The 17,116-nt window shown below is 69.4% G+C and carries 18 protein-coding genes; 13 read left to right on the top strand and 5 right to left on the bottom strand.

All coding sequences use genetic code 11. The annotated features are described in order from the left end of the window. Positions 1-94: 94 nt before the first annotated feature. Positions 95-877 (bottom strand): DeoR/GlpR family DNA-binding transcription regulator, encoded by a 783-nt coding sequence (locus tag AB0F44_RS18775; protein WP_357357937.1) that lies wholly within the window; start codon positions 875-877, stop codon positions 95-97. A 287-nt stretch (positions 878-1,164) separates the two neighbouring features. Between AB0F44_RS18775 and rplU the strand changes: the two genes are divergently transcribed. After that, a complete protein-coding gene (gene rplU, locus AB0F44_RS18770; protein WP_160024636.1) occupies positions 1,165-1,467 on the top strand; it encodes a 50S ribosomal protein L21 in 303 nt (100 codons plus the stop codon). A 36-nt stretch (positions 1,468-1,503) separates the two neighbouring features. Next, a complete protein-coding gene (gene rpmA, locus AB0F44_RS18765; RefSeq protein WP_141803598.1) occupies positions 1,504-1,761 on the top strand; it encodes a 50S ribosomal protein L27 in 258 nt (85 codons plus the stop codon). Between the two features lie 66 nt (positions 1,762-1,827). Here rpmA and AB0F44_RS18760 read toward each other — a convergent pair whose 3' ends face one another. Continuing rightward, entirely contained in the window at positions 1,828-2,682 is an 855-nt protein-coding gene (locus AB0F44_RS18760; protein ID WP_357357935.1) for an LLM class flavin-dependent oxidoreductase, read from the bottom strand. Between the two features lie 77 nt (positions 2,683-2,759). Between AB0F44_RS18760 and obgE the strand changes: the two genes are divergently transcribed. The 3 genes from obgE to AB0F44_RS18745 are packed head-to-tail and all read left to right on the top strand — an operon-like array spanning position 2,760 to position 6,390. Further along, positions 2,760-4,310 carry a GTPase ObgE gene (gene obgE / locus AB0F44_RS18755; RefSeq protein ID WP_357357933.1) on the top strand — a complete coding sequence of 517 codons (1,551 nt, stop codon included), beginning with the start codon at positions 2,760-2,762 and terminating at the stop codon, positions 4,308-4,310. Beyond that, positions 4,307-5,419: a glutamate 5-kinase gene (gene proB, locus AB0F44_RS18750; protein ID WP_357357932.1), complete on the top strand. Its 1,113-nt coding sequence runs from the start codon at positions 4,307-4,309 to the stop codon at positions 5,417-5,419. The genes obgE and proB overlap by 4 nt, the downstream gene beginning before the upstream one ends. Beyond that, the gene (locus AB0F44_RS18745) at positions 5,416-6,390 is read left to right on the top strand and encodes an endonuclease/exonuclease/phosphatase family protein (protein ID WP_357357930.1); all 975 of its coding nucleotides are present in this window, start codon (positions 5,416-5,418) and stop codon (positions 6,388-6,390) included. The genes proB and AB0F44_RS18745 overlap by 4 nt, the downstream gene beginning before the upstream one ends. Positions 6,391-6,402: 12 nt before the next feature. Here AB0F44_RS18745 and AB0F44_RS18740 read toward each other — a convergent pair whose 3' ends face one another. Beyond that, positions 6,403-6,942 (bottom strand): GNAT family N-acetyltransferase, encoded by a 540-nt coding sequence (locus AB0F44_RS18740; protein WP_357357929.1) that lies wholly within the window; start codon positions 6,940-6,942, stop codon positions 6,403-6,405. A 455-nt stretch (positions 6,943-7,397) separates the two neighbouring features. Between AB0F44_RS18740 and AB0F44_RS18735 the strand changes: the two genes are divergently transcribed. From AB0F44_RS18735 to AB0F44_RS18720, 4 genes are all read left to right on the top strand, one after another. Further along, positions 7,398-8,021 carry a DUF222 domain-containing protein gene (locus AB0F44_RS18735; protein ID WP_357357927.1) on the top strand — a complete coding sequence of 208 codons (624 nt, stop codon included), beginning with the start codon at positions 7,398-7,400 and terminating at the stop codon, positions 8,019-8,021. Beyond that, positions 7,966-8,199, top strand: a complete 234-nt coding sequence (locus tag AB0F44_RS18730) for a hypothetical protein (RefSeq protein ID WP_357357925.1) — start codon at positions 7,966-7,968, stop codon at positions 8,197-8,199. The genes AB0F44_RS18735 and AB0F44_RS18730 overlap by 56 nt, the downstream gene beginning before the upstream one ends. 54 nt (positions 8,200-8,253) lie before the next feature. After that, positions 8,254-8,661, top strand: a complete 408-nt coding sequence (locus tag AB0F44_RS18725) for an HNH endonuclease (RefSeq protein ID WP_357357923.1) — start codon at positions 8,254-8,256, stop codon at positions 8,659-8,661. Between the two features lie 618 nt (positions 8,662-9,279). Beyond that, the gene (locus AB0F44_RS18720; protein ID WP_357357921.1) at positions 9,280-9,999 is read left to right on the top strand and encodes a phosphotransferase; all 720 of its coding nucleotides are present in this window, start codon (positions 9,280-9,282) and stop codon (positions 9,997-9,999) included. A gap of 27 nt (positions 10,000-10,026) precedes the next feature. On the opposite strand, the gene ppk2 is transcribed toward AB0F44_RS18720, so the two are convergent. Further along, entirely contained in the window at positions 10,027-10,917 is an 891-nt protein-coding gene (gene ppk2 / locus AB0F44_RS18715; RefSeq protein WP_357357919.1) for a polyphosphate kinase 2, read from the bottom strand. Positions 10,918-11,026: 109 nt separating this feature from the next. Between ppk2 and AB0F44_RS18710 the strand changes: the two genes are divergently transcribed. The 4 genes from AB0F44_RS18710 to AB0F44_RS18695 are packed head-to-tail and all read left to right on the top strand — an operon-like array spanning position 11,027 to position 15,437. After that, positions 11,027-12,220: a cysteine desulfurase family protein gene (locus tag AB0F44_RS18710; RefSeq protein ID WP_357357917.1), complete on the top strand. Its 1,194-nt coding sequence runs from the start codon at positions 11,027-11,029 to the stop codon at positions 12,218-12,220. An 11-nt stretch (positions 12,221-12,231) separates the two neighbouring features. Continuing rightward, positions 12,232-13,332, top strand: a complete 1,101-nt coding sequence (gene mnmA / locus AB0F44_RS18705; RefSeq protein WP_350663935.1) for a tRNA 2-thiouridine(34) synthase MnmA — start codon at positions 12,232-12,234, stop codon at positions 13,330-13,332. After that, positions 13,329-14,327 (top strand): methionine synthase, encoded by a 999-nt coding sequence (locus AB0F44_RS18700; RefSeq protein ID WP_357357915.1) that lies wholly within the window; start codon positions 13,329-13,331, stop codon positions 14,325-14,327. The genes mnmA and AB0F44_RS18700 overlap by 4 nt, the downstream gene beginning before the upstream one ends. Before the next feature lie 9 nt (positions 14,328-14,336). After that, positions 14,337-15,437, top strand: coding sequence for a hypothetical protein (locus AB0F44_RS18695; protein ID WP_357357913.1), 1,101 nt, complete (start codon positions 14,337-14,339; stop codon positions 15,435-15,437). Between the two features lie 6 nt (positions 15,438-15,443). On the opposite strand, the gene AB0F44_RS18690 is transcribed toward AB0F44_RS18695, so the two are convergent. After that, entirely contained in the window at positions 15,444-16,928 is a 1,485-nt protein-coding gene (locus AB0F44_RS18690) for a hypothetical protein (protein ID WP_357357911.1), read from the bottom strand. Positions 16,929-17,116: the final 188 nt, after the last annotated feature.

The following is a 17,116-nucleotide window of genomic DNA, read 5'->3' as shown; positions in this document are numbered from 1 at the left end:
CAGTGTGACTGTCGTCACGGACCACGATGGCGTAATTCCGGCCGGACCCCCTAGCCCGGTCGATGCGCCCGAAGCGCCCGGTTTCTGCCCGTTCTCAGGCCCGTACGACCCGAGGTCCGAGAGCCGAGAACCGGCGGGCCTCGGAGGCCGGCAGCTCGGTGCCGGTGATGAGCAGCTCGAAGTCCCGTACGCCGGCGAAACGGCACAGGCTGGAGGCCCCGAACTTGGTGTGGGCGCCGAAGAAGATCCGGCGCCTCGATCGTTCGATGGCGGTGCGCTTGACCGCTGCCACCGACGGATCCTGGGTGGTCAGGCCCTGCTCGCGGGAGATCCCGTTGGCGCCGATGTAGGCCAAGTCGATCACCAGGTCGGCGAGCATCCGGGTCGCCCACTGGTCCACGACGCCTCGGGTGATGGTGCGGACCCGGCCGCCCAGGACGATCACGGTGAGGTCCGGATCGGCGGAGAGACGCGTGGCCACCGGAAGCGATGGCGTGATGATCGTCGCGGGGCCCTGGCCGAGGAGCTCCTCGGCCAGGAACTGCGGCATCGTGCCCTCGTCGATGTAGATCGTCTCCGCACCGTGCCGGTGCTGGAGGGCGGCCCGGGCGATCCGGTGCTTCTCGTCGACGTCGCGGCCCGCCCGGAACTCGAGCGAGGTCTCGAAGCTGCCGCTCTCCAGGGCGACCGCGCCGCCGTAGACCCGCTCCACGACGCCGCGGTCGGCGAGCACCTTGAGGTCGCGCCGGATCGTCTCGACGCTCACCCCGAGATCGGGCGCGAGATCTGTCACCGACACCCGGCCGGTCGTACGTGCGCGCGCCAGGATCTCCTCCTGCCGGGCCTCGTTCGCGAGCGACGGTTCGGTCGAGGTCATGGGCGCCATCATGCCCGGAATCGTGCCCGGTTCGTAGGGGCTACGGCCGAACCGGGCGCCCGGTTGGTGCGATCGGGGCGTTCTGAGGCACCATGTCACCGGCATTGTCCAAGCGGACGGTGCCGCGGCGTTTTGCGGCTACCTCGCCGCGTACGTAAGATTGAATCTCGGCGTGCGCAGTGCGCCGTTCCTGCAGGCATCTGCTGGCACCTATCGCTTCGGGGTCCGGTCTGCCTTGCCGCGGGTCGACACAAGACTTTGAGTTCGGAGCAATGAAGGAGACCGCGGTGTACGCGATCGTGAAGGCTGGCAGCAAGCAGCAGAAGGTCGTTGTCGGCGACGTCATCGAGATCGACCGCCTCGACGGTGAGAACGGCTCGGCCGTCTCGCTGCCCGTGGTCCTCCTGGTCGACGGCGAGAACGTGACCTCGACCGGCCTCGACAAGGCTTCGGTTGCGGCTGAGATCGTCGGTGCCTCCAAGGGCCCGAAGATCATCATCCAGAAGTACAAGAACAAGACCGGCTACAAGAAGCGCCAGGGTCACCGTCAGAAGTACACCCAGGTCAAGGTCACCGCGATCAACGCCTGATTCCGGCGTTCTAGAGACACCTAAAGGACTGAGAAGATGGCACACAAGAAGGGTGCGGCAAGCACCAAGAACGGTCGCGACTCCAACGCACAGCGCCTCGGCGTGAAGCGCTTCGGCGGCCAGGTCGTCAGCGCCGGCGAGATCATCGTCCGCCAGCGTGGCACCCACTTCCACCCCGGCACCAACGTCGGCCGTGGCGGCGACGACACCCTGTTCGCCCTGCAGCCGGGCGCGGTCGAGTTCGGCAAGCGCCGCGGCCGCCGCGTGATCAACATCGTTCCGGCTGACGCCTGAGTCGATAGCACTTCTCCGAAAGGGCGCTCCCCGCTGGGGGAGCGCCCTTTCGCATTTTGGGTTGTCTCAGAGCTCTGTCGCGCGCTGTGCGATCGCCTCGAAGACCTGCTGCGAGACCTCCCAGCGGGTCCCGGCACGCGGCCAGTGGATCGCGATGTCGGTGATCCCGATCTCGGCGTAGGAGCCGACGAGGTCCTCGAACGCGTCGGCCGACTCGGTCCACGGCTCGTCGGTGAAGCCGGACATGAACAGCTTCGGCATCGCGTCGTAGTCCCGGCCGTTCTTCTCGCAGGCCGTACGGAGCATCTCGAGCCGCTGGGAGACGTACGCCTTCGGGTCGTCGCTCTGCGGATTGGCGATCCAGCCGTCGCCGACCTCGGCGGCGAGCCGGATCCCGCGCGGGCCGTTGCCGGCCAGCCACAGCGGGGTACGCGGCTGCTGCACCTGACCGGGGGAGACGGAGACCTCGTGGGTCTGCCAGTGCTCGCCGTCGATCGTCACCGGTGAGTCGCGCAGCAGCTGGTCGACGGTGCGGGTCCACTCCGCGAACCGGTCGGCGCGCTCGCGAGGCGTGAACTCCCGCCCGAGCACGTCGCCGTCGGAGGTGTGGTCGTCGCCGCCCGCGCCGATGCCGATCGTGATGCGACCACCGGAGATCCGGTCGAGACTGCGGATCGCCGCGGCGGTCGGGATCGGCGTACGGAAGTTGGGGGTGGTCACCAGCGTGCCCAGACGGATCGTGGAGGTCAGGGCGGCCGCGGCCGCCATCGACGTGAACGCCTCCTCCCACGGGCTGTGCCCGCGCCATGCCAGGTGGTCGTAGACCCACGCCGTCTCGAACCCGAGCTGCTCGGCCTGCATCCAACGCTCGCCCATCGCCGGCCAGTCCTCGATCGGCCACATCACTGTTCCAACACGCATGCGCACAGTCTGCACCCGAGGCTGCGACGCGTCGCGCGGATAACAGGTGTGGGGCGTGCCGTCGGTAGGCTGGAGCCATGGCTGTACCCACCTTCGTCGACCGCGTCACCCTCCACGTCGAGGCCGGTCGCGGCGGACACGGGGTGGCGTCGGTCCACCGTGAGAAGTTCAAGCCGCTCGGCGGCCCCGACGGCGGCAACGGCGGTCCGGGCGGATCGATCATCCTGCGCGTCGACCCCGACGTGACCACGCTGATCGACTACCACCACAGTCCCAAGCGCAAGGCCCCCAACGGCGGCCAGGGCGCCGGTGACCACAAGAACGGCGCTCACGGCGAGGACATGGTGCTCTCCGTCCCCGACGGCACCGTGGTGACCGACATGAACGGCAACGTCCTGGCCGACCTGGTCGGCCCGGGCTCCGAGCTGGTCATCGCCGAGGGCGGCCGTGGCGGGCTCGGCAACGCTGCCCTGGCCTCCTCCAAGCGCAAGGCTCCCGGCTTCGCGCTCCTCGGTGAGCCGGGCGAGGCGCGAGAGATCGGGCTCGAGCTCAAGGTCGTCGCCGACATCGGCCTGGTCGGGTTCCCGAGCGCAGGCAAGTCGTCCCTGATCGCGGCGATCTCGCGAGCCAGGCCGAAGATCGCCGACTACCCGTTCACGACCCTGGTGCCGAACCTCGGCGTCGTGAAGGGCGGCGAGATCACTTTCACCGTCGCCGACGTGCCGGGCCTGATCGAGGGTGCCGCCGACGGTCGCGGCCTCGGCCACGAGTTCCTGCGCCACATCGAGCGCTGCGCCGCGCTCGTCCACGTCATCGACACCGCGAGCATCGAGCCGGGCCGCAACCCGATCGACGACCTCGACGTCATCGAGAACGAGCTCACCCGCCACGGCGGCCTCGAGGACCGGCCCCGGCTGGTCGCCTTGAACAAGGTCGACGTCCCGGACGGCCGCGAGATCGCCGAGATGACCATCGGCGAGTTCGAGAAGCGCGGGATGAAGGTCTTCGAGATCTCCGCAGCCTCCGGGGAGGGCACCCAGCAGCTGATCTACGCGATGGCCGAGCTGGTGGCCGCCGCCCGCAAGGACGTCCCCGTGGTCCCGCCGACCCGGATCGTGCTGCGCCCCGAGGGCGCGGAGGGCAAGAACGGCTTCACGGTCAAGGTGTCGAAGAACGGCGAATACCTCGTCCGTGGTCCGCAGCCCGAGCGCTGGGTGCGGCAGACCGACTTCGAGAACGAGGAGGCCGTCGGCTACCTCGCCGACCGCCTCAACCGGCTCGGCGTCGAGACGCGCCTGGTCGAGCTCGGCGCCCAGGAGGGCGACACCGTCATCATCGGCGACCCGGCCAACGCGGTCGTCTTCGACTTCCGCCCCTCGATCGACACCGGTGCTGAGATGCTCGGCCGCCGCGGCGAGGACCAGCGCTTCTACGAGGAGCGCCCCGCCGCCTCCCGGCGACGCGAGATCGACGCTGGGATGGAGACCAAGGAAGAGTACGAAGCCCGGGCCGACGTCGCCCGTCGGCTGCGTGACGGGGCCGGCCCGGTGGCGTACGAGATCGGCGGGGAGGACGATCCGGACAGCGACTGGGCCGAGGACGATCCCGAGGCCAAGGAGGCCGAGTGAGTCGTGTCCAGGTCACCGGCGCGCGGCGGATCGTCGTCAAGGTCGGTTCCTCGTCACTGACGACCGCGGCCGGCGGCATCGACCCGGCCCGTCTCAGCGGGCTCGTGGACGTACTCGCCAAGACGCGGGCCGCCGGACAGGAGGTCGTCCTGGTCTCCTCCGGGGCGATCGCGGCCGGGCTGTCGCCGCTGGGGCTGGCCAAGCGTCCGAGGGCGCTGGCCAAGCAGCAGGCGGCGGCGAGCGTGGGGCAGGGACTGCTCGTTCACCGCTACACCGACGAGCTCGCCCGGCACGGCATCATCGCAGGTCAGGTGCTGCTCACGGTCGATGACCTGAACCGGCGGGCGCACTACCGCAATGCCGACGCGACGCTGTCGAAGCTACTCGACCTGGGTGTGCTCCCGATCGTCAACGAGAACGACACCGTCGCCACCTCCGAGATCCGGTTCGGCGACAACGACCGGCTCGCGGCATTGGTTGCCCACCTGGTCAAGGCCGACCTGCTGGTGCTGCTCAGCGACGTCGACGCTCTCTACGACGCACCGCCGTCCCAGCCCGGCTCGCAGCGGATCGACGAGGTCGCCTCGCTGGCCGACCTCGCCGGGGTGACCATCGGCAAGGCCGGCGCTGCCGGAGTCGGCACCGGGGGCATGGTGACCAAGCTGGAAGCCGCCCGGATCGCTGTCGACGACGGTGTTCCGGTCGTGCTGACCTCGGCCGATCAGGCCGAGTCCGCGCTGGCGGGCGAGCCGGTCGGCACCCTGTTCCATGCGGTCGGCAAGCGGCGCCCGGCGCGACTGCTGTGGCTCCAGCACGCCACCGAGCCGGTCGGCTCGATCACCGTCGACGCCGGGGCGGTCGCCGCGATCAGTCGCCGCGGTGCCTCGTTGCTCGCCGCGGGGGTCACCGGCTCCTCCGGCGCGTTTCATGCCGGAGACCCGGTCGACGTCGTCGACCCGTCGGGCGTGGCCGTCGCGCGCGGGCTGGTGAACTACGACGCCGACGAGATCCCGCGGCTGGCCGGGCGTTCCTCCGGCTATCTCGAGGCGAATCTCGGGGCTGCGTACGCTCGCGAGGTCATCCACCGCGACGACTTGGTGGTCCTATGAGCCGAGCCCGGTGGGTGCCGCTGGTGCTGGCGTGGGGAGTGTTGGTCCTCTGTGGCCTGCCCGCGCTGGCGATCACGTTCTCCCGGGCGCTGGCGAGCACGGACCTGCGGGCGGTGCGTCTGGCCGCGTTCGCGCCCTACGGCGTCGGGTTGTACGCCCTGTGCCTGGTCGCGGTCCTGGTGCTGGTCTGGCTGGCCACCGGTCCCGGACGGATTCGTCTCGGCGTCGTCGCCGGGGTCGTCGCGCTGTTGTTGGCCGTGCACGTGGCCTGGCAGGCGCCGCTCTATGCGGGATCCCGCGCGACCAGTGCCGGTGAGCCGCTGACGGTGATGACCACCAACCTCCTCGAGGGCAAGGCCGACACCGACGTGGTGGTCGAGGCGGTGCGCGCGCACAAGGTCAACGTGCTCGCCATCCAGGAGATCACCCCGGCGGCGTTCGCGAAGCTGTCGAGGACGCTGCGTGACCAGCTGCCCTACCGGATCGGCGAGGCCGCGCCCGGCACCACGGGCACGATGATCTTCGCCGACCAGCCGATCACCAAGTCGCGCCGGATCGAGACGTCGATGGGGTCGTGGGTCGCCGACGTGGGGGAGTGGCGGGTCGTCGTCGCGCACCCCGCGCCGCCCACGCTCGCATCGTGGCCGGCCGAGCAGGAGCTGATGATCGAGGAGACGGCGGCGGAGAAGCCCGACCTCGTCCTGGGCGACCTGAACGCCTCGCTCGACCACCACACCGTCCGGCAACTGCTCGACGATGCCGACCTACAGGACGCGGCTAGGGCCAGCAACGCCGGCTGGCAGCCCACCTGGCCGACCGAGGGGTTCGCCGGCGTACCTCTCCCGCCTTCGACCGCCATCGACCACGTCCTGATCGGGGATGACCTGGTCGCGCTGGCGACAGAGACGGTCGAGGTGCCGGGCACAGACCACCTGGCCCTGGTCGCCTACCTCGGCACTCCCTCGGAGTGAGCCACGGCCGGGCTAGCTGGTCTTGAGCACCCCGAACCACTGCTCGGCGCCGAAGCCCAGGAACCGCTCCACTTCCACGAACCCGAGCCTCCGGGCCAGGCGCAGGGAGCGCTCGTTGGCCACCTGGGTGGTGAGGACGACCGGCTCACCCGGGAGCGTCTTCTCGATCCAGCCGAGGGCCGCTCTGGTCGCTTCGGTCGCGATGCCTGCGCCCCAGGATGTCGGAAGAAACTCGTAGCCGAGCTCGACCTCGTCGCCCTCTTCGCGTACGTGGTGCGCCCACGCCCGATCGCGGCGCTGGATCGTGATCCTTCCGATGAACTCGCCGGCGTGCTCGACGGCGAAGATTCCGGGCCTGGTGTTGGGATCCTCGGGGATCAGCTGTTCCAGCTCTTCTCGGGTGTGCTGTGGGCCGCCTAGGTAGGCCTGCACGGTCTCGTCCGTGAGGAGTTCTACCAGTCCTGGCCTGTCCTCGGGCTTGGTCTGTCGGAGGATCAGGCGGTCGGTGACGATCGGGTCTGGGGGCCAGGGGACGTCGCCGAGGGGTTTCATGTCTTTGGACGGTAGCCGGGATTTTGGGGTTGGTCAGGGGCTTTTGGGCGTACGTGGCTGGTGGCTCTGGTTTCGTCGGGTGCTGTGCTTCTTGGTTGGGGTGGGGCCGCCGACCCGTTCTTGGAGGGTCTTCTCGATCCGGACCGGCGTCAAGGACGCCCTTCGGGCGCCGGCTTCGCCGGCCGCCTTCGGCGGTCCTGAACTCCGGAGCAGATCGAGAAAAGATTTGGCTGGCTATCGGGGCGGCGGCCCGGGTGTGGCGCGGAGAAATTCGTACGCGGCAGGTTGAGGTTGATGGGGCGGAAGGGTGGCCCTTCGGGCCACTTACCATCCACAGATGCGAGGTCGTTCGCTCACCGCGAAACAGCCGTTGACCTGCGCAAATAGGTGGCCAGAGAAGGGGCGGAGGCGTAGAATCAGACCCATCACAACACACCTCTGAAGGGAGGGAAACGATGAGTCTCGAACGCGACATCAACCCATGGGGCACCAACCCCGACGACGCGATCGACGCAGAGATGAGCGCCATCGAAACCTCCCTCGACAAACTGCTGACCAGAGACCCCGCCTACTGGCGCACCGGGCAGAAGAAGGACCGGCTGGAACGACTGGAGAAAATCCAGACCAAACTGGCCGCCCTAAAACTCCGGGTGCTCGCATCTGCTGGCGACATCGCCGAAGAGACCGGCGCCAAGGATGTGTCGGGTTGGATGCGGACCGAGCTGCTGGTCGACAAGTCGGTCGCTCGCTCGCAGGTGAAACTCGCGGCGGCGGTGACCAAGTACGAACTCGTCGCAGATGGCCTCGCTGAGGGTGTCGTCTCCCAGGACAAGGCAAGGGTGATCACCCAAGCCCTCGACCAGATCGAAACCGACCCGGCCGCGAGCGCTGAGGACCTGGTCCTCGCCGAGAAGCTGCTGGTCGACTACGCGACCCATTTGACGGCGAACGAGTTGAAGATCGTCGGGCGACGGATCCTGAGCGAGATCGACCCGGAGCGATTCGAAGCCGCCGAAGCGAAAAGTGCTTCAGCGCGAGGAGGAGCACGCCCAACGGCGTACGTTCTTCCAGTCCCGTGACAACGGCGATGGCACTATCGACATCCACGCCCGCGTCTCCCGCGCAATCGGGATGCGGCTCCGCACCCTGCTGGACTCCCTGGCCCAGCCCAGAAAGCTCTCAGCCGAGAACCGTGGCCGCAAAGCCCCCTACGACCGGCTCCTCGGCCAGGCCTTCGCCCGAGTCGTCGAGACCTAAGACGTCGACAACCTGCCCCGCCACGGTGGCCACGGCACCACGGTGTTCATCACCATGAGCGTGGAAGACCTCCGCAAGGACCTCGGCACCGCAGCCCTCGGATTCGACGGCGAGCAGATCACCGCCGCCGAGGCCCGCCGGATGGCCTGCAACGCGGACCTGGTCCCGGTGGTGTTGGGGACCGACTCCGAGATCCTCGACTTCGGTCGAACAGCGAGGTTGGCGTATCCGGTCCAACACCGTGCACTTCGGTTACGAGATAAGTGTTGCCAGGCCGAGGACTGCGACGCACCGGCAGCGTGGACCGAGGCCCATCACTTGAAACCGTGGTCTGAAGGTGGCCTCACGAATCTGGCCAACATGGTCCTGCTCTGCTCCAGTGACCATCGCCGAATCCACGACCCCAACTACGGGTATGAGCGCCTCCCGAGTGGGCGGATCTGGTTCACCAGACGCACATGAGCCGGCTGGCTCCGCCGTTCCCGTATTCACACCTGCCACGCGACGATCGCTGGTCTGTGTCGGCGCGTACCGTCGTGTCGTGCCACTGCTGAGGAGCAGCCGCCTTCTGTGACTTCGGCCAAGCTGATCTGGGCCGCTGCATCTGGCGGTGCCAGTCCTTGGCGTACTCGTCGCCAGGAGATGGCCCTGCCCATTTGCCCGTGTGGGCCGTCCAAGAGCGGATTGGGTCGGTCAGCTGAGGCGGAATCTTGCGCCGTGCCTGGCCCACCCGCACTCATGACACCTTGTGAAGCATTCACAAGGTGTCATCGTCTTGTAAAAGCACGAGGAAGCGCTCCGTCGCCAGGAGCCACCGACCCGAGATCCCAAGCTCGTACCCAACCCAAGTAATCCGCGCCAAACCCCGCCGCCGACCCGATAGCCAGCCAAAATTCTCGGCGGGTCCCGGTGTCAAGGATCGCCGAAGGCGACCGGCGAAGCCGGCGGCCGAAGGCCGTCCTTTACTCCGGGACCCGTTGAGAACACCCTTCCCGAAAGGGTCGGCGGCCATCAGCATTCCAGATCGAGCACCACGCAACACCCATCAACGCCCACACCCCACCGGCTTTACTGCGACCCATGACCGAAGCCGAAGCGCTGACGACGCCGATCAGCATGCTCTGGGAGTCGGCCGATCCAGGCGCTGCACTGACCGACCGGTTCGGCTTCGCCTCTGCGACCGAGGCGACGGACTGGTTGACCGGGGTACTGGCCGAGCACTGGGGGCTGAAGGTGGCCGCCTGCGAGCGGCTAGTGATCAGCGACGCCAACTGTCTGGCGTGGATCGTCGTCGACGGCTGTCGGATGATCGCCAAGTGGTCGATGCGGCCACGCGTGTTCGCGCGCTTGGAGGCGATCGCACGGCTCACGGTGTGGCTGGGGGAGCGTGGGATACCTGTGTCGATGCCGCAGGCGGCTCGGGACGGCAGGGTCCAGGTGGAGGTCGCGGGGTTCTCGCTCGGGCTTCAGCGGGTGGTCGATGGTGAGCTGTTGGACATCACCGATCCCGTCCAGGTCGAAGCGGCCGGCGAGATGCTCGCGAGGATGCATGCTGCGATGGCCGAGTACCCGGAGGGGATCCCTACCGACGAGCCGCCGGCACCGGGCGCCCAGCTGGTCGGTACCGCCGCCGGGTGGACGACCTCGCTCAGGCCGCCGTCCTGCTCGGGACGCGCTACCACCACTGGCGCCCGACACCGGCCGATGTGCGCGGGGCGTTCGTCGCGGCCTACGAGTCGGTTCATCCGTTGGCGGAGGACGACGTCGGCTCGCTCGAGGACGGCATCGAGGCGCACCTGAGGCGCATCCCGTGGCCGGGATGATCCGTCAGTCGCCGACGGCGTCGATGCCGCGCTGGACGATGAGGGGGTCGGGGGTGCCGACTACGTCGGCGTCCTTCTCGTCGTAGTCGTGGTTGGCGAGGAAGTAGCGCATCGCGTTGAGGCGGGCGCGCTTCTTGTCGTTGGAGCGGATCGTGGTCCAGGGGGCCCAGTCGGTGTCAGTGCGGCGGAACATCTCCTCCTTGGCGGCGGTGTAGGAGTCCCACTTGTCCAGCGACTGCACGTCGATGGGGGAGAGCTTCCACTGCCTTACCGGGTCGATCTGGCGGATGATGAAGCGGGTCCGCTGCTCCGAGCGTCCTACCGAGAACCAGAACTTGGTGAGTGTGATGCCGGAGTCGACGAGCATCTGCTCGAAGAGCGGCACCTGGTGCATGAACTGCTCGTACTGGTCGTCGGAGGCGAAGCCCATGACCCGCTCGACGCCGGCTCGGTTGTACCAGGAGCGGTCGAAGAGGACCATCTCGCCGGCGGTGGGCAGGTGCTGGACGTACCGCTGGAAGAACCACTGCTGCGACTCACGGTCCGACGGCTTGGACAGCGCGACCGTGCGGGCGTAGCGGGGGTTGAGGTGCTCCATGAACCGCTTGATCGTGCCGCCCTTGCCGGCCGCGTCCCGGCCCTCGAAGATCAGCACGTGCTTGCCGCCGACGCGGTCGTTCCAGCGCTGGAACTTCAGCAGCTCGACCTGGAGAAGGTACTTCTGCTCGTCGTAGACCTCACGGGCGATCCGCTCGGCGTAGGGATAGTTCTCGCGCCAGGTGTCGACGGCCCTGCCGGCCGGGTCCAGGAGCACCGGGTCGTCATCGTGATCCTCGCCGATCGTGTGACCCTCGGTGATCAGGTTGTCGATGTATTCACGGAATCCCTGGGACATGGCACGAACCTAGGGATCAGAGGTGAACGTCAGGTTGCGTACGCAGCTCGCCCGGACCGTCGGCGGCGGTTCGTGGAGCGCGCCGGGTGCGCCGTACCCTTGGTAGACGATGAACCCCCGGACCGTCTATCTGGACCACGCCGCCACCACGCCCATGGCCTCGGCGGCGATCGAGGCGATGACCGCGGAGCTGGCGCTGGTCGGCAACGCGAGCTCGCTGCACGCATCCGGGCGCCGTGCGCGCCGGGTGCTGGAGGAGTCCCGAGAACGGATCGCCGCGGCGCTCGGATCCCGGCCGGGTGAGGTCGTCTTCACCTCCGGTGGCACCGAGGCCGACAACCTGGCGCTCAAGGGTGCCTTCTGGGCACGCCGCGGCCAGGACCCTGCCCGCACCCGGATCCTGGCCTCCACCGTCGAGCACCACGCCGTGCTCGACCCGCTGCACTGGCTGGAGTCGACCGAAGGCGCCCAGGTCGAGCTGATCCCGTGCGACGCGACCGGTCGGATCGACCTCGCCGCGATGAAGGAGGCCATCGAGCGCGATCCCGCCTCGGTCGCGCTCATCTCGGTGATGTGGGCCAACAACGAGGTCGGCACGCTGCAGCCAGTCCACGACATTGCCGTAATCGCCTCCGAACACGGGATCCCGGTCCACTCCGACGCCGTCCAGGCGGTCGGTGCGGTGCCGGTCGACTTCGCGACCAGCGGCGTCGACGCGCTCTCCCTGACCGGCCACAAGCTCGGCGGCCCGGTGGGCGCCGGGGCGCTCGTCGTGCGCCGCGAGCTCGAGCTGACCGCGCTGGTCCATGGCGGAGGCCAGGAGCGAGACGTACGCAGCGGCACGCATGCGACCGCTGCCATCGTCGGCTTCGCGGCCGCCGTCGAGCTCGCGGTCAAGGAGCAGGAGGCGTACGCGACCAGGGTCGGCGCGCTGCGCGACCAGCTGGTCGAGCAGGTGTTGGCGGCCGTGCCGGACTCCCACCTCAACGGCCCGGCCCTCACGCCGCTCGGCCGCCACCGACTGCCCAACAACGCCCAGATCGCGTTCCCCGGGTGCGAGGGCGACTCGCTGCTGATGCTGCTCGACGCCGCCGGGGTCGAGTGCTCGACCGGTGCGGCCTGCTCGGCCGGCGTACCTCAGGCTTCCCACGTGCTCCTGGCCATGGGCCAGTCCGACGAGCAGGCGCGCTCCTCGCTGCGCTTCTCGCTCGGGCACACCACGACGACCGAGGACGTGGACCGGCTGGTCGCGGCCATCGGGCCTGCGGTCGAGCGCGGCCGGGCTGCGGGGTTGCAGCGATGATGGGAACCGGGATGAGAGTTGTCGCCGCCATGTCCGGGGGAGTGGACTCCGCCGTCGCCGCCGCCCGCGCGAAGGAGGCCGGTTACGACGTCACCGGCGTCCACCTGGCGCTGTCGCGCAACCCGGCGTCCTACCGCACCGGCGCCCGCGGGTGCTGCACGATCGAGGACTCCAACGACGCCCGCCGTGCCGCCGACGTGATCGGGATCCCGTTCTACGTCTGGGACCTCTCCGACCGCTTCCACGAGGACGTGGTCGAGGACTTCATGTCGGAGTACGCCGAGGGGCGCACCCCCAACCCCTGCCTGCGCTGCAACGAGAAGATCAAGTTCGCCGCCGTGCTGGACCGGGCGCTCGCGCTCGGCTTCGACGCGGTCGCGACCGGTCACTACGCGACGCTCCGCACCGGCGCCGACGGGCTCGTCGAGCTTCACCGCGCCGTCGACGCCGGCAAGGACCAGTCCTACGTGCTCGGCGTGCTCGACCAGGCCCAGCTCGAGCACTCGCTGTTCCCGCTGGGGGACACCCCCAAGCCGCTGGTGCGTGAGGAGGCCGCTCGCCGTGGCCTGCTCGTCGCCGACAAGCCCGACTCCCACGACATCTGCTTCGTCGCCGACGGTGACAACGCCGGCTGGCTGCGCGAGAAGCTGGGCGACCGGGCTCCCAACGAGTCCGGGCCCATCGTCGACGAGACCGGTGAGGTCCTGGGCGAGCACCAGGGGACGTACGCCTACACGATCGGGCAGCGCAAGGGCCTCCGCCTCGGAAAGCCCGCGCCCGACGGGAAGCCGCGGTTCGTGCTCGACATCGAGCCGGTCTCCGGCACCGTCACCGTCGGGCCCAGGGAGCACCTGGCTGTCGACGGGCTCTCCGGGATCCGGCCGCGGTGGGCCGGGCGTGCACCCGAGGGTGTCCTCGAGGGCACCGTCCAGCTGCGCGCGCACGGCGACGAGCACCGGGCGCGGGTGACCGTGGTCCCCGAGGGAGCCGAGATCGAGCTGCTCGACCCCGCCTACGGCATCGCGCCTGGCCAGGCCGCGGTCATCTACGAGGGCACCCGCGTCGTCGGCTCGGTCACCATCTCCACGACCCGCCGGGTGGCTCTCGCGTGAGGGCTACCGGGATCGGGTCGCTGCCTGGTGAGGACTATGCAGAGGCCTGCCGCGTCGTACTCGGCGAGCTCACCGACCTGCCGCACCTGCCCGAGCTGCCTGCGCGCGGCGCGATCGCGAACATGACCGGCCGGGCGCTGGCGGTCCTCGAAGGGCTCGACGCCGACCTGCAGCCCGCGGGCTGGCGGCTGACCGGCACCTCCGGCTCCGCCGGGGTCGACCACCGGCGCGCCCGCAGCCTGCTCGCCCAGGACCTCGACACCGTCGAGGAGCTGGTCCAGGACTCTCCGCTGACCGCTGGTGGAGGCGCGTTCAAGATCCAGGTCGCCGGGCCCTGGACCCTCGCCGCCACCGTCGAGCGGCCGCGCGGCGACAAGCTGCTCGCCGACCACGGCGCCCGGCGTGACCTGGCGCAGGCGCTGGCCGACGGCGTACGCACCCACATCCGTGACGTACGCCGCCGCCTCCCGGGCGCGGAGACTCTGGTCGTCCAGGTCGACGAGCCGGCGCTGAGCGCCGTGCTCAACGCCCAGGTGCCGACCGCTTCGGGGTTCGGCAAGCACCGCAGCGTCGACCTGCCCGAGGCCTCCCAGGCTCTGGAATGGGTGCTCGGCGCGATCGCCGAGGAGGGCGCGATCCCGTGGGTGCATTCGTGCGCACCCGGGACCCCGCTGGACCTGCTCCGCAACGCCGGGGCGAAGGGGATCAGCGTCGACCTGACCCAGCTCACCGCTGCCGACCACGACGACCTGGCCACGGCCCTGGAGGCGGGTGACACGGTTGCGCTCGGCGTGGTTCCCTCGATCGCTCCGGCGGGCGCTGCGCCCACCGACAAGTCGGTCACCGAGACCGTGGAGCGCTGGCTCGACATGCTCGGGCTGGATACCGCGAATGACATCGTCCTGACGCCCGCTTGCGGCCTCGCCGGGGCCGATGGGCGATGGGCCCGCACCGTCCTGCGGATCCTCACCGAAAGTGCACGTCACCTGGCGTAGATTCCCCCCATGCAAAAACGGGGGATGGCACTGCTGGCCGCGGCTCTTCTGCTGGCCGGCTGCGGCAGCGACGACGTGAGTGAGGCTGCAGAGGCGGACGAGAAGCCCAGGCCGACACAGGCAGCGAGCATCGACCCGGCCGATCTGAGGCCCGGCAACCAGCCCGCGACCCCCGAGGCGCTCGCCGCGATCACGCTTCAGCGCGTGCACGTCGAGCCTGAGGCCTTCGAGGGCGGCGACCTCTACTTCGAGCAGGACGAGGTCGGCACCGTGCTCCTGTGGGGAGACGACCACTCGCTGGAGGTCAAGGCGGGGCCGGTCGACGACGACCTCCTCTCGACCTGGTGCCGCGACGGAATGTCGGGCTGTGTCGAGGTGAAGGCCGAGACCGGCGCGGCCACCGTCGCCTGGGACCTCGCCACCGACGACGGCACGCCCGGTCAGCTGATGGTCTCCCACACGTCCGGGGGAGAGGAGCGCCGGGCCGCATACGCCGGCGAGAAGATCACCGGCGACCCCCGCAAGCTCGATCTCGAGGTGAACGTGGACGATCTCGTCGCCCTGGTCACCGACCCGCGCCTCGGCACGAAGACGACCACGAAGATGACGAAAGCGCAGGTCAGCGGCTTTCCCTCGGATGGCGCCAACGGCACCGGCGAGGTCGCACTGACCGCCGGGGCGATCGCGGCCGGACTGCTCGAGACCAAGGCGTACGCCGACATCGACTCCTTCAAGAAGGCCGACGTCTCGGCCTACGGCAAGGGCGCCTTCGGCGTCGTCGGCACCACCCCCGGCGGCGGCACTGTCACCGCGGTTCACGCCCCGAACCTGCCCGCCGGGCAGCGGAAGTGCCCCAAGACGCTCACCTGCTCCAAGGGCGACACCGATGGCTACGACGGCTGGACCGACGGGTCTGCCGAGACCGTCCGCTGTCACAAGGCGGAGGGGGACCTCCCCGCGTTCTGTGCGGTCGTACGCCAGCAGGCGCCCGCGCCGTTCCCCGGCGACGACCTCGACCCGGTCCTGACCGGGCTCGAGGTGGCACTGGAGACGCTGTGGCCGACGGTTGCGGCCGAGACCGCCAGCCAGGGTGAGTCGCTGGTCGGCTGACCGTGCTCAGCGTCCGGCGACGCGCTGGCCCTCGTAGTTCGGGCTGTCGTAGGCAGGGCTCTCGTAGGCCTGGCCCCGCTGGCTCGGCGGTGCGAACGACTCGGGCGGCCGGGGCTGGCGATGGGCGGGCTGTGGCGGAGCCGCGTGCTGCGGTTCCAGGTGCTGGGGGGCCGGTTGACGATGGCTCGGCTGACGCGGAACAGGCTGCCGCGGACCGGGCTGGCGAGGACCCGGCTGGCGCCGGACCGGCTGTTGGTCCTCAGGGAGCCGGCGCGGGAGCGGAGGCTCGGGCCGGGACTGGGGCTGCTGGCGCGGGTGGGCCGGGTAGGGCCCCGATGCCTGTCGCGGGTCCGAGGGATACCGCGGTGCCTGGGCATAGCTCGGCTCGTCCCACTCCCCGTCGCGCTTGCGGCGTCCGGAGAGCATGGCGACGGCACTGGCCACGAGGGCGAGGACGACCATCGAGGCGACGATGATCCAGGTGAGAGGGCCGACGCCGCCCTCCTCGGCCGGTGCCGCCAGCTTGACGGCCTCTGTCTTCGGGGCGCAGCCGCTCTGTACGCACTCGCCGTCGCTGGGGGTGCCGGTCACGACGAACGAGATCCCGCGGTCCACCGAGCCCTGGAAGGTGAGGGTGTGCTTGCCGAGGCCGATGTCCTTGGGAAGCCGGCCGGACCACTTCGCGACGCCCTGACCGTTGGCCTTGACGCTGGTCGAGAGGACCAGCGGGGTCGAGTAGACGACGACCCTGATGCCGGTCTCATTGGGTTTGAAGCCGGAGGCCTGGGCGCGGATGACGTCCTCCGCGTCCACGGAGGCGTCGTCGAGCCCGGTCAGGCTCAGGCCCTTGGCCGTCGGCGGCTCCTCGGGCGCGGTCCACGGCTTCTTGGATGCCTTCTTCTTCGGCTTCTCGCCGGAGCCGGCATCGGCGCCGTCGCCGGAGTCGCCATCTGTGGTCCGACCTGAGGACGTACCGCCTCCGGCGCCGCCGGAGTCTGAGCCGGAGCCATCCGACGATCCGGTGCCGGTCGAGGGCTCGTCCGGGGTCGGCGAGCTCTCGGGCTCGGAGAGAGCGTCGAAGTCGAAGGGGACCTCCACGTGCCTCGACTCGGAGGAGTCGTAGACGTCGCGCCCCTCGCCACGCATCGTCATGATCTGGTAGTTCGTGTCCGGGTCGAGCTGCGCGACCTGGGCGGCGTCGAGGGTGAAGCGGTAGGTCCAGTCGTCGGGGTTCTCGGGGTCGTACAGCACCGACTTGATGAAGGTGTTCCGGGTGCCGGAGCCGTAGTAGCCAACCGGATTGAGCGCGATCTCGATGCCCGGGTTCTCACCGCTGTACTCGGTGCCGTGCACCTGAAGGACCACGCCGCTCTTGGACTGCTCGACGATCGACACCTCGACCTCGGCGTCGGAGAAGACGCCCCCGAGTCCGAGCGCGTGCGTAGCGCCGACCGGAGCCAGCAGAAGCGCGAGCGCCGTCAGCAGCGTCACCACGACCCGAGATACCACTGCAGACCTCACAAGGCGGTCACTTGGGGGTTGGTGCCGGCCCGCCTCTCCCGACGGGGGAGGAAAGTAGCCCTCTTTACCCTCCGTCGTGACCCGCGTCACCCAGGTGTTGATGGGTTGCGTCGATATTGAGGGGGTTGAGTGTCGTTTGGGTCGATGAAACGCCGAAA

The organism is Nocardioides sp. NPDC023903 (genome assembly GCF_040639295.1).
Taxonomy (GTDB): domain Bacteria; phylum Actinomycetota; class Actinomycetes; order Propionibacteriales; family Nocardioidaceae; genus Nocardioides.
This window is presented reverse-complemented; position numbering and strand designations above follow the sequence as displayed.

What these genes read in the sequence shown, in the direction of transcription:
- AB0F44_RS18775 (WP_357357937.1), bottom strand. Translation starts at nt 877, where the DNA reads ATGACCTCGACCGAACCGTCGCTCGCGAACGAGGCCCGGCAGGAGGAG.
- rpmA (WP_141803598.1), top strand. Translation starts at nt 1,504, where the DNA reads ATGGCACACAAGAAGGGTGCGGCAAGCACCAAGAACGGTCGCGACTCC.
- AB0F44_RS18760 (WP_357357935.1), bottom strand. Translation starts at nt 2,682, where the DNA reads ATGCGTGTTGGAACAGTGATGTGGCCGATCGAGGACTGGCCGGCGATG.
- obgE (WP_357357933.1), top strand. Translation starts at nt 2,760, where the DNA reads ATGGCTGTACCCACCTTCGTCGACCGCGTCACCCTCCACGTCGAGGCC.
- AB0F44_RS18745 (WP_357357930.1), top strand. Translation starts at nt 5,416, where the DNA reads ATGAGCCGAGCCCGGTGGGTGCCGCTGGTGCTGGCGTGGGGAGTGTTG.
- AB0F44_RS18740 (WP_357357929.1), bottom strand. Translation starts at nt 6,942, where the DNA reads ATGAAACCCCTCGGCGACGTCCCCTGGCCCCCAGACCCGATCGTCACC.
- AB0F44_RS18735 (WP_357357927.1), top strand. Translation starts at nt 7,398, where the DNA reads ATGAGTCTCGAACGCGACATCAACCCATGGGGCACCAACCCCGACGAC.
- AB0F44_RS18725 (WP_357357923.1), top strand. Translation starts at nt 8,254, where the DNA reads ATGAGCGTGGAAGACCTCCGCAAGGACCTCGGCACCGCAGCCCTCGGA.
- AB0F44_RS18720 (WP_357357921.1), top strand. Translation starts at nt 9,280, where the DNA reads ATGACCGAAGCCGAAGCGCTGACGACGCCGATCAGCATGCTCTGGGAG.
- ppk2 (WP_357357919.1), bottom strand. Translation starts at nt 10,917, where the DNA reads ATGTCCCAGGGATTCCGTGAATACATCGACAACCTGATCACCGAGGGT.
- AB0F44_RS18710 (WP_357357917.1), top strand. Translation starts at nt 11,027, where the DNA reads ATGAACCCCCGGACCGTCTATCTGGACCACGCCGCCACCACGCCCATG.
- mnmA (WP_350663935.1), top strand. Translation starts at nt 12,232, where the DNA reads ATGAGAGTTGTCGCCGCCATGTCCGGGGGAGTGGACTCCGCCGTCGCC.
- AB0F44_RS18695 (WP_357357913.1), top strand. Translation starts at nt 14,337, where the DNA reads ATGCAAAAACGGGGGATGGCACTGCTGGCCGCGGCTCTTCTGCTGGCC.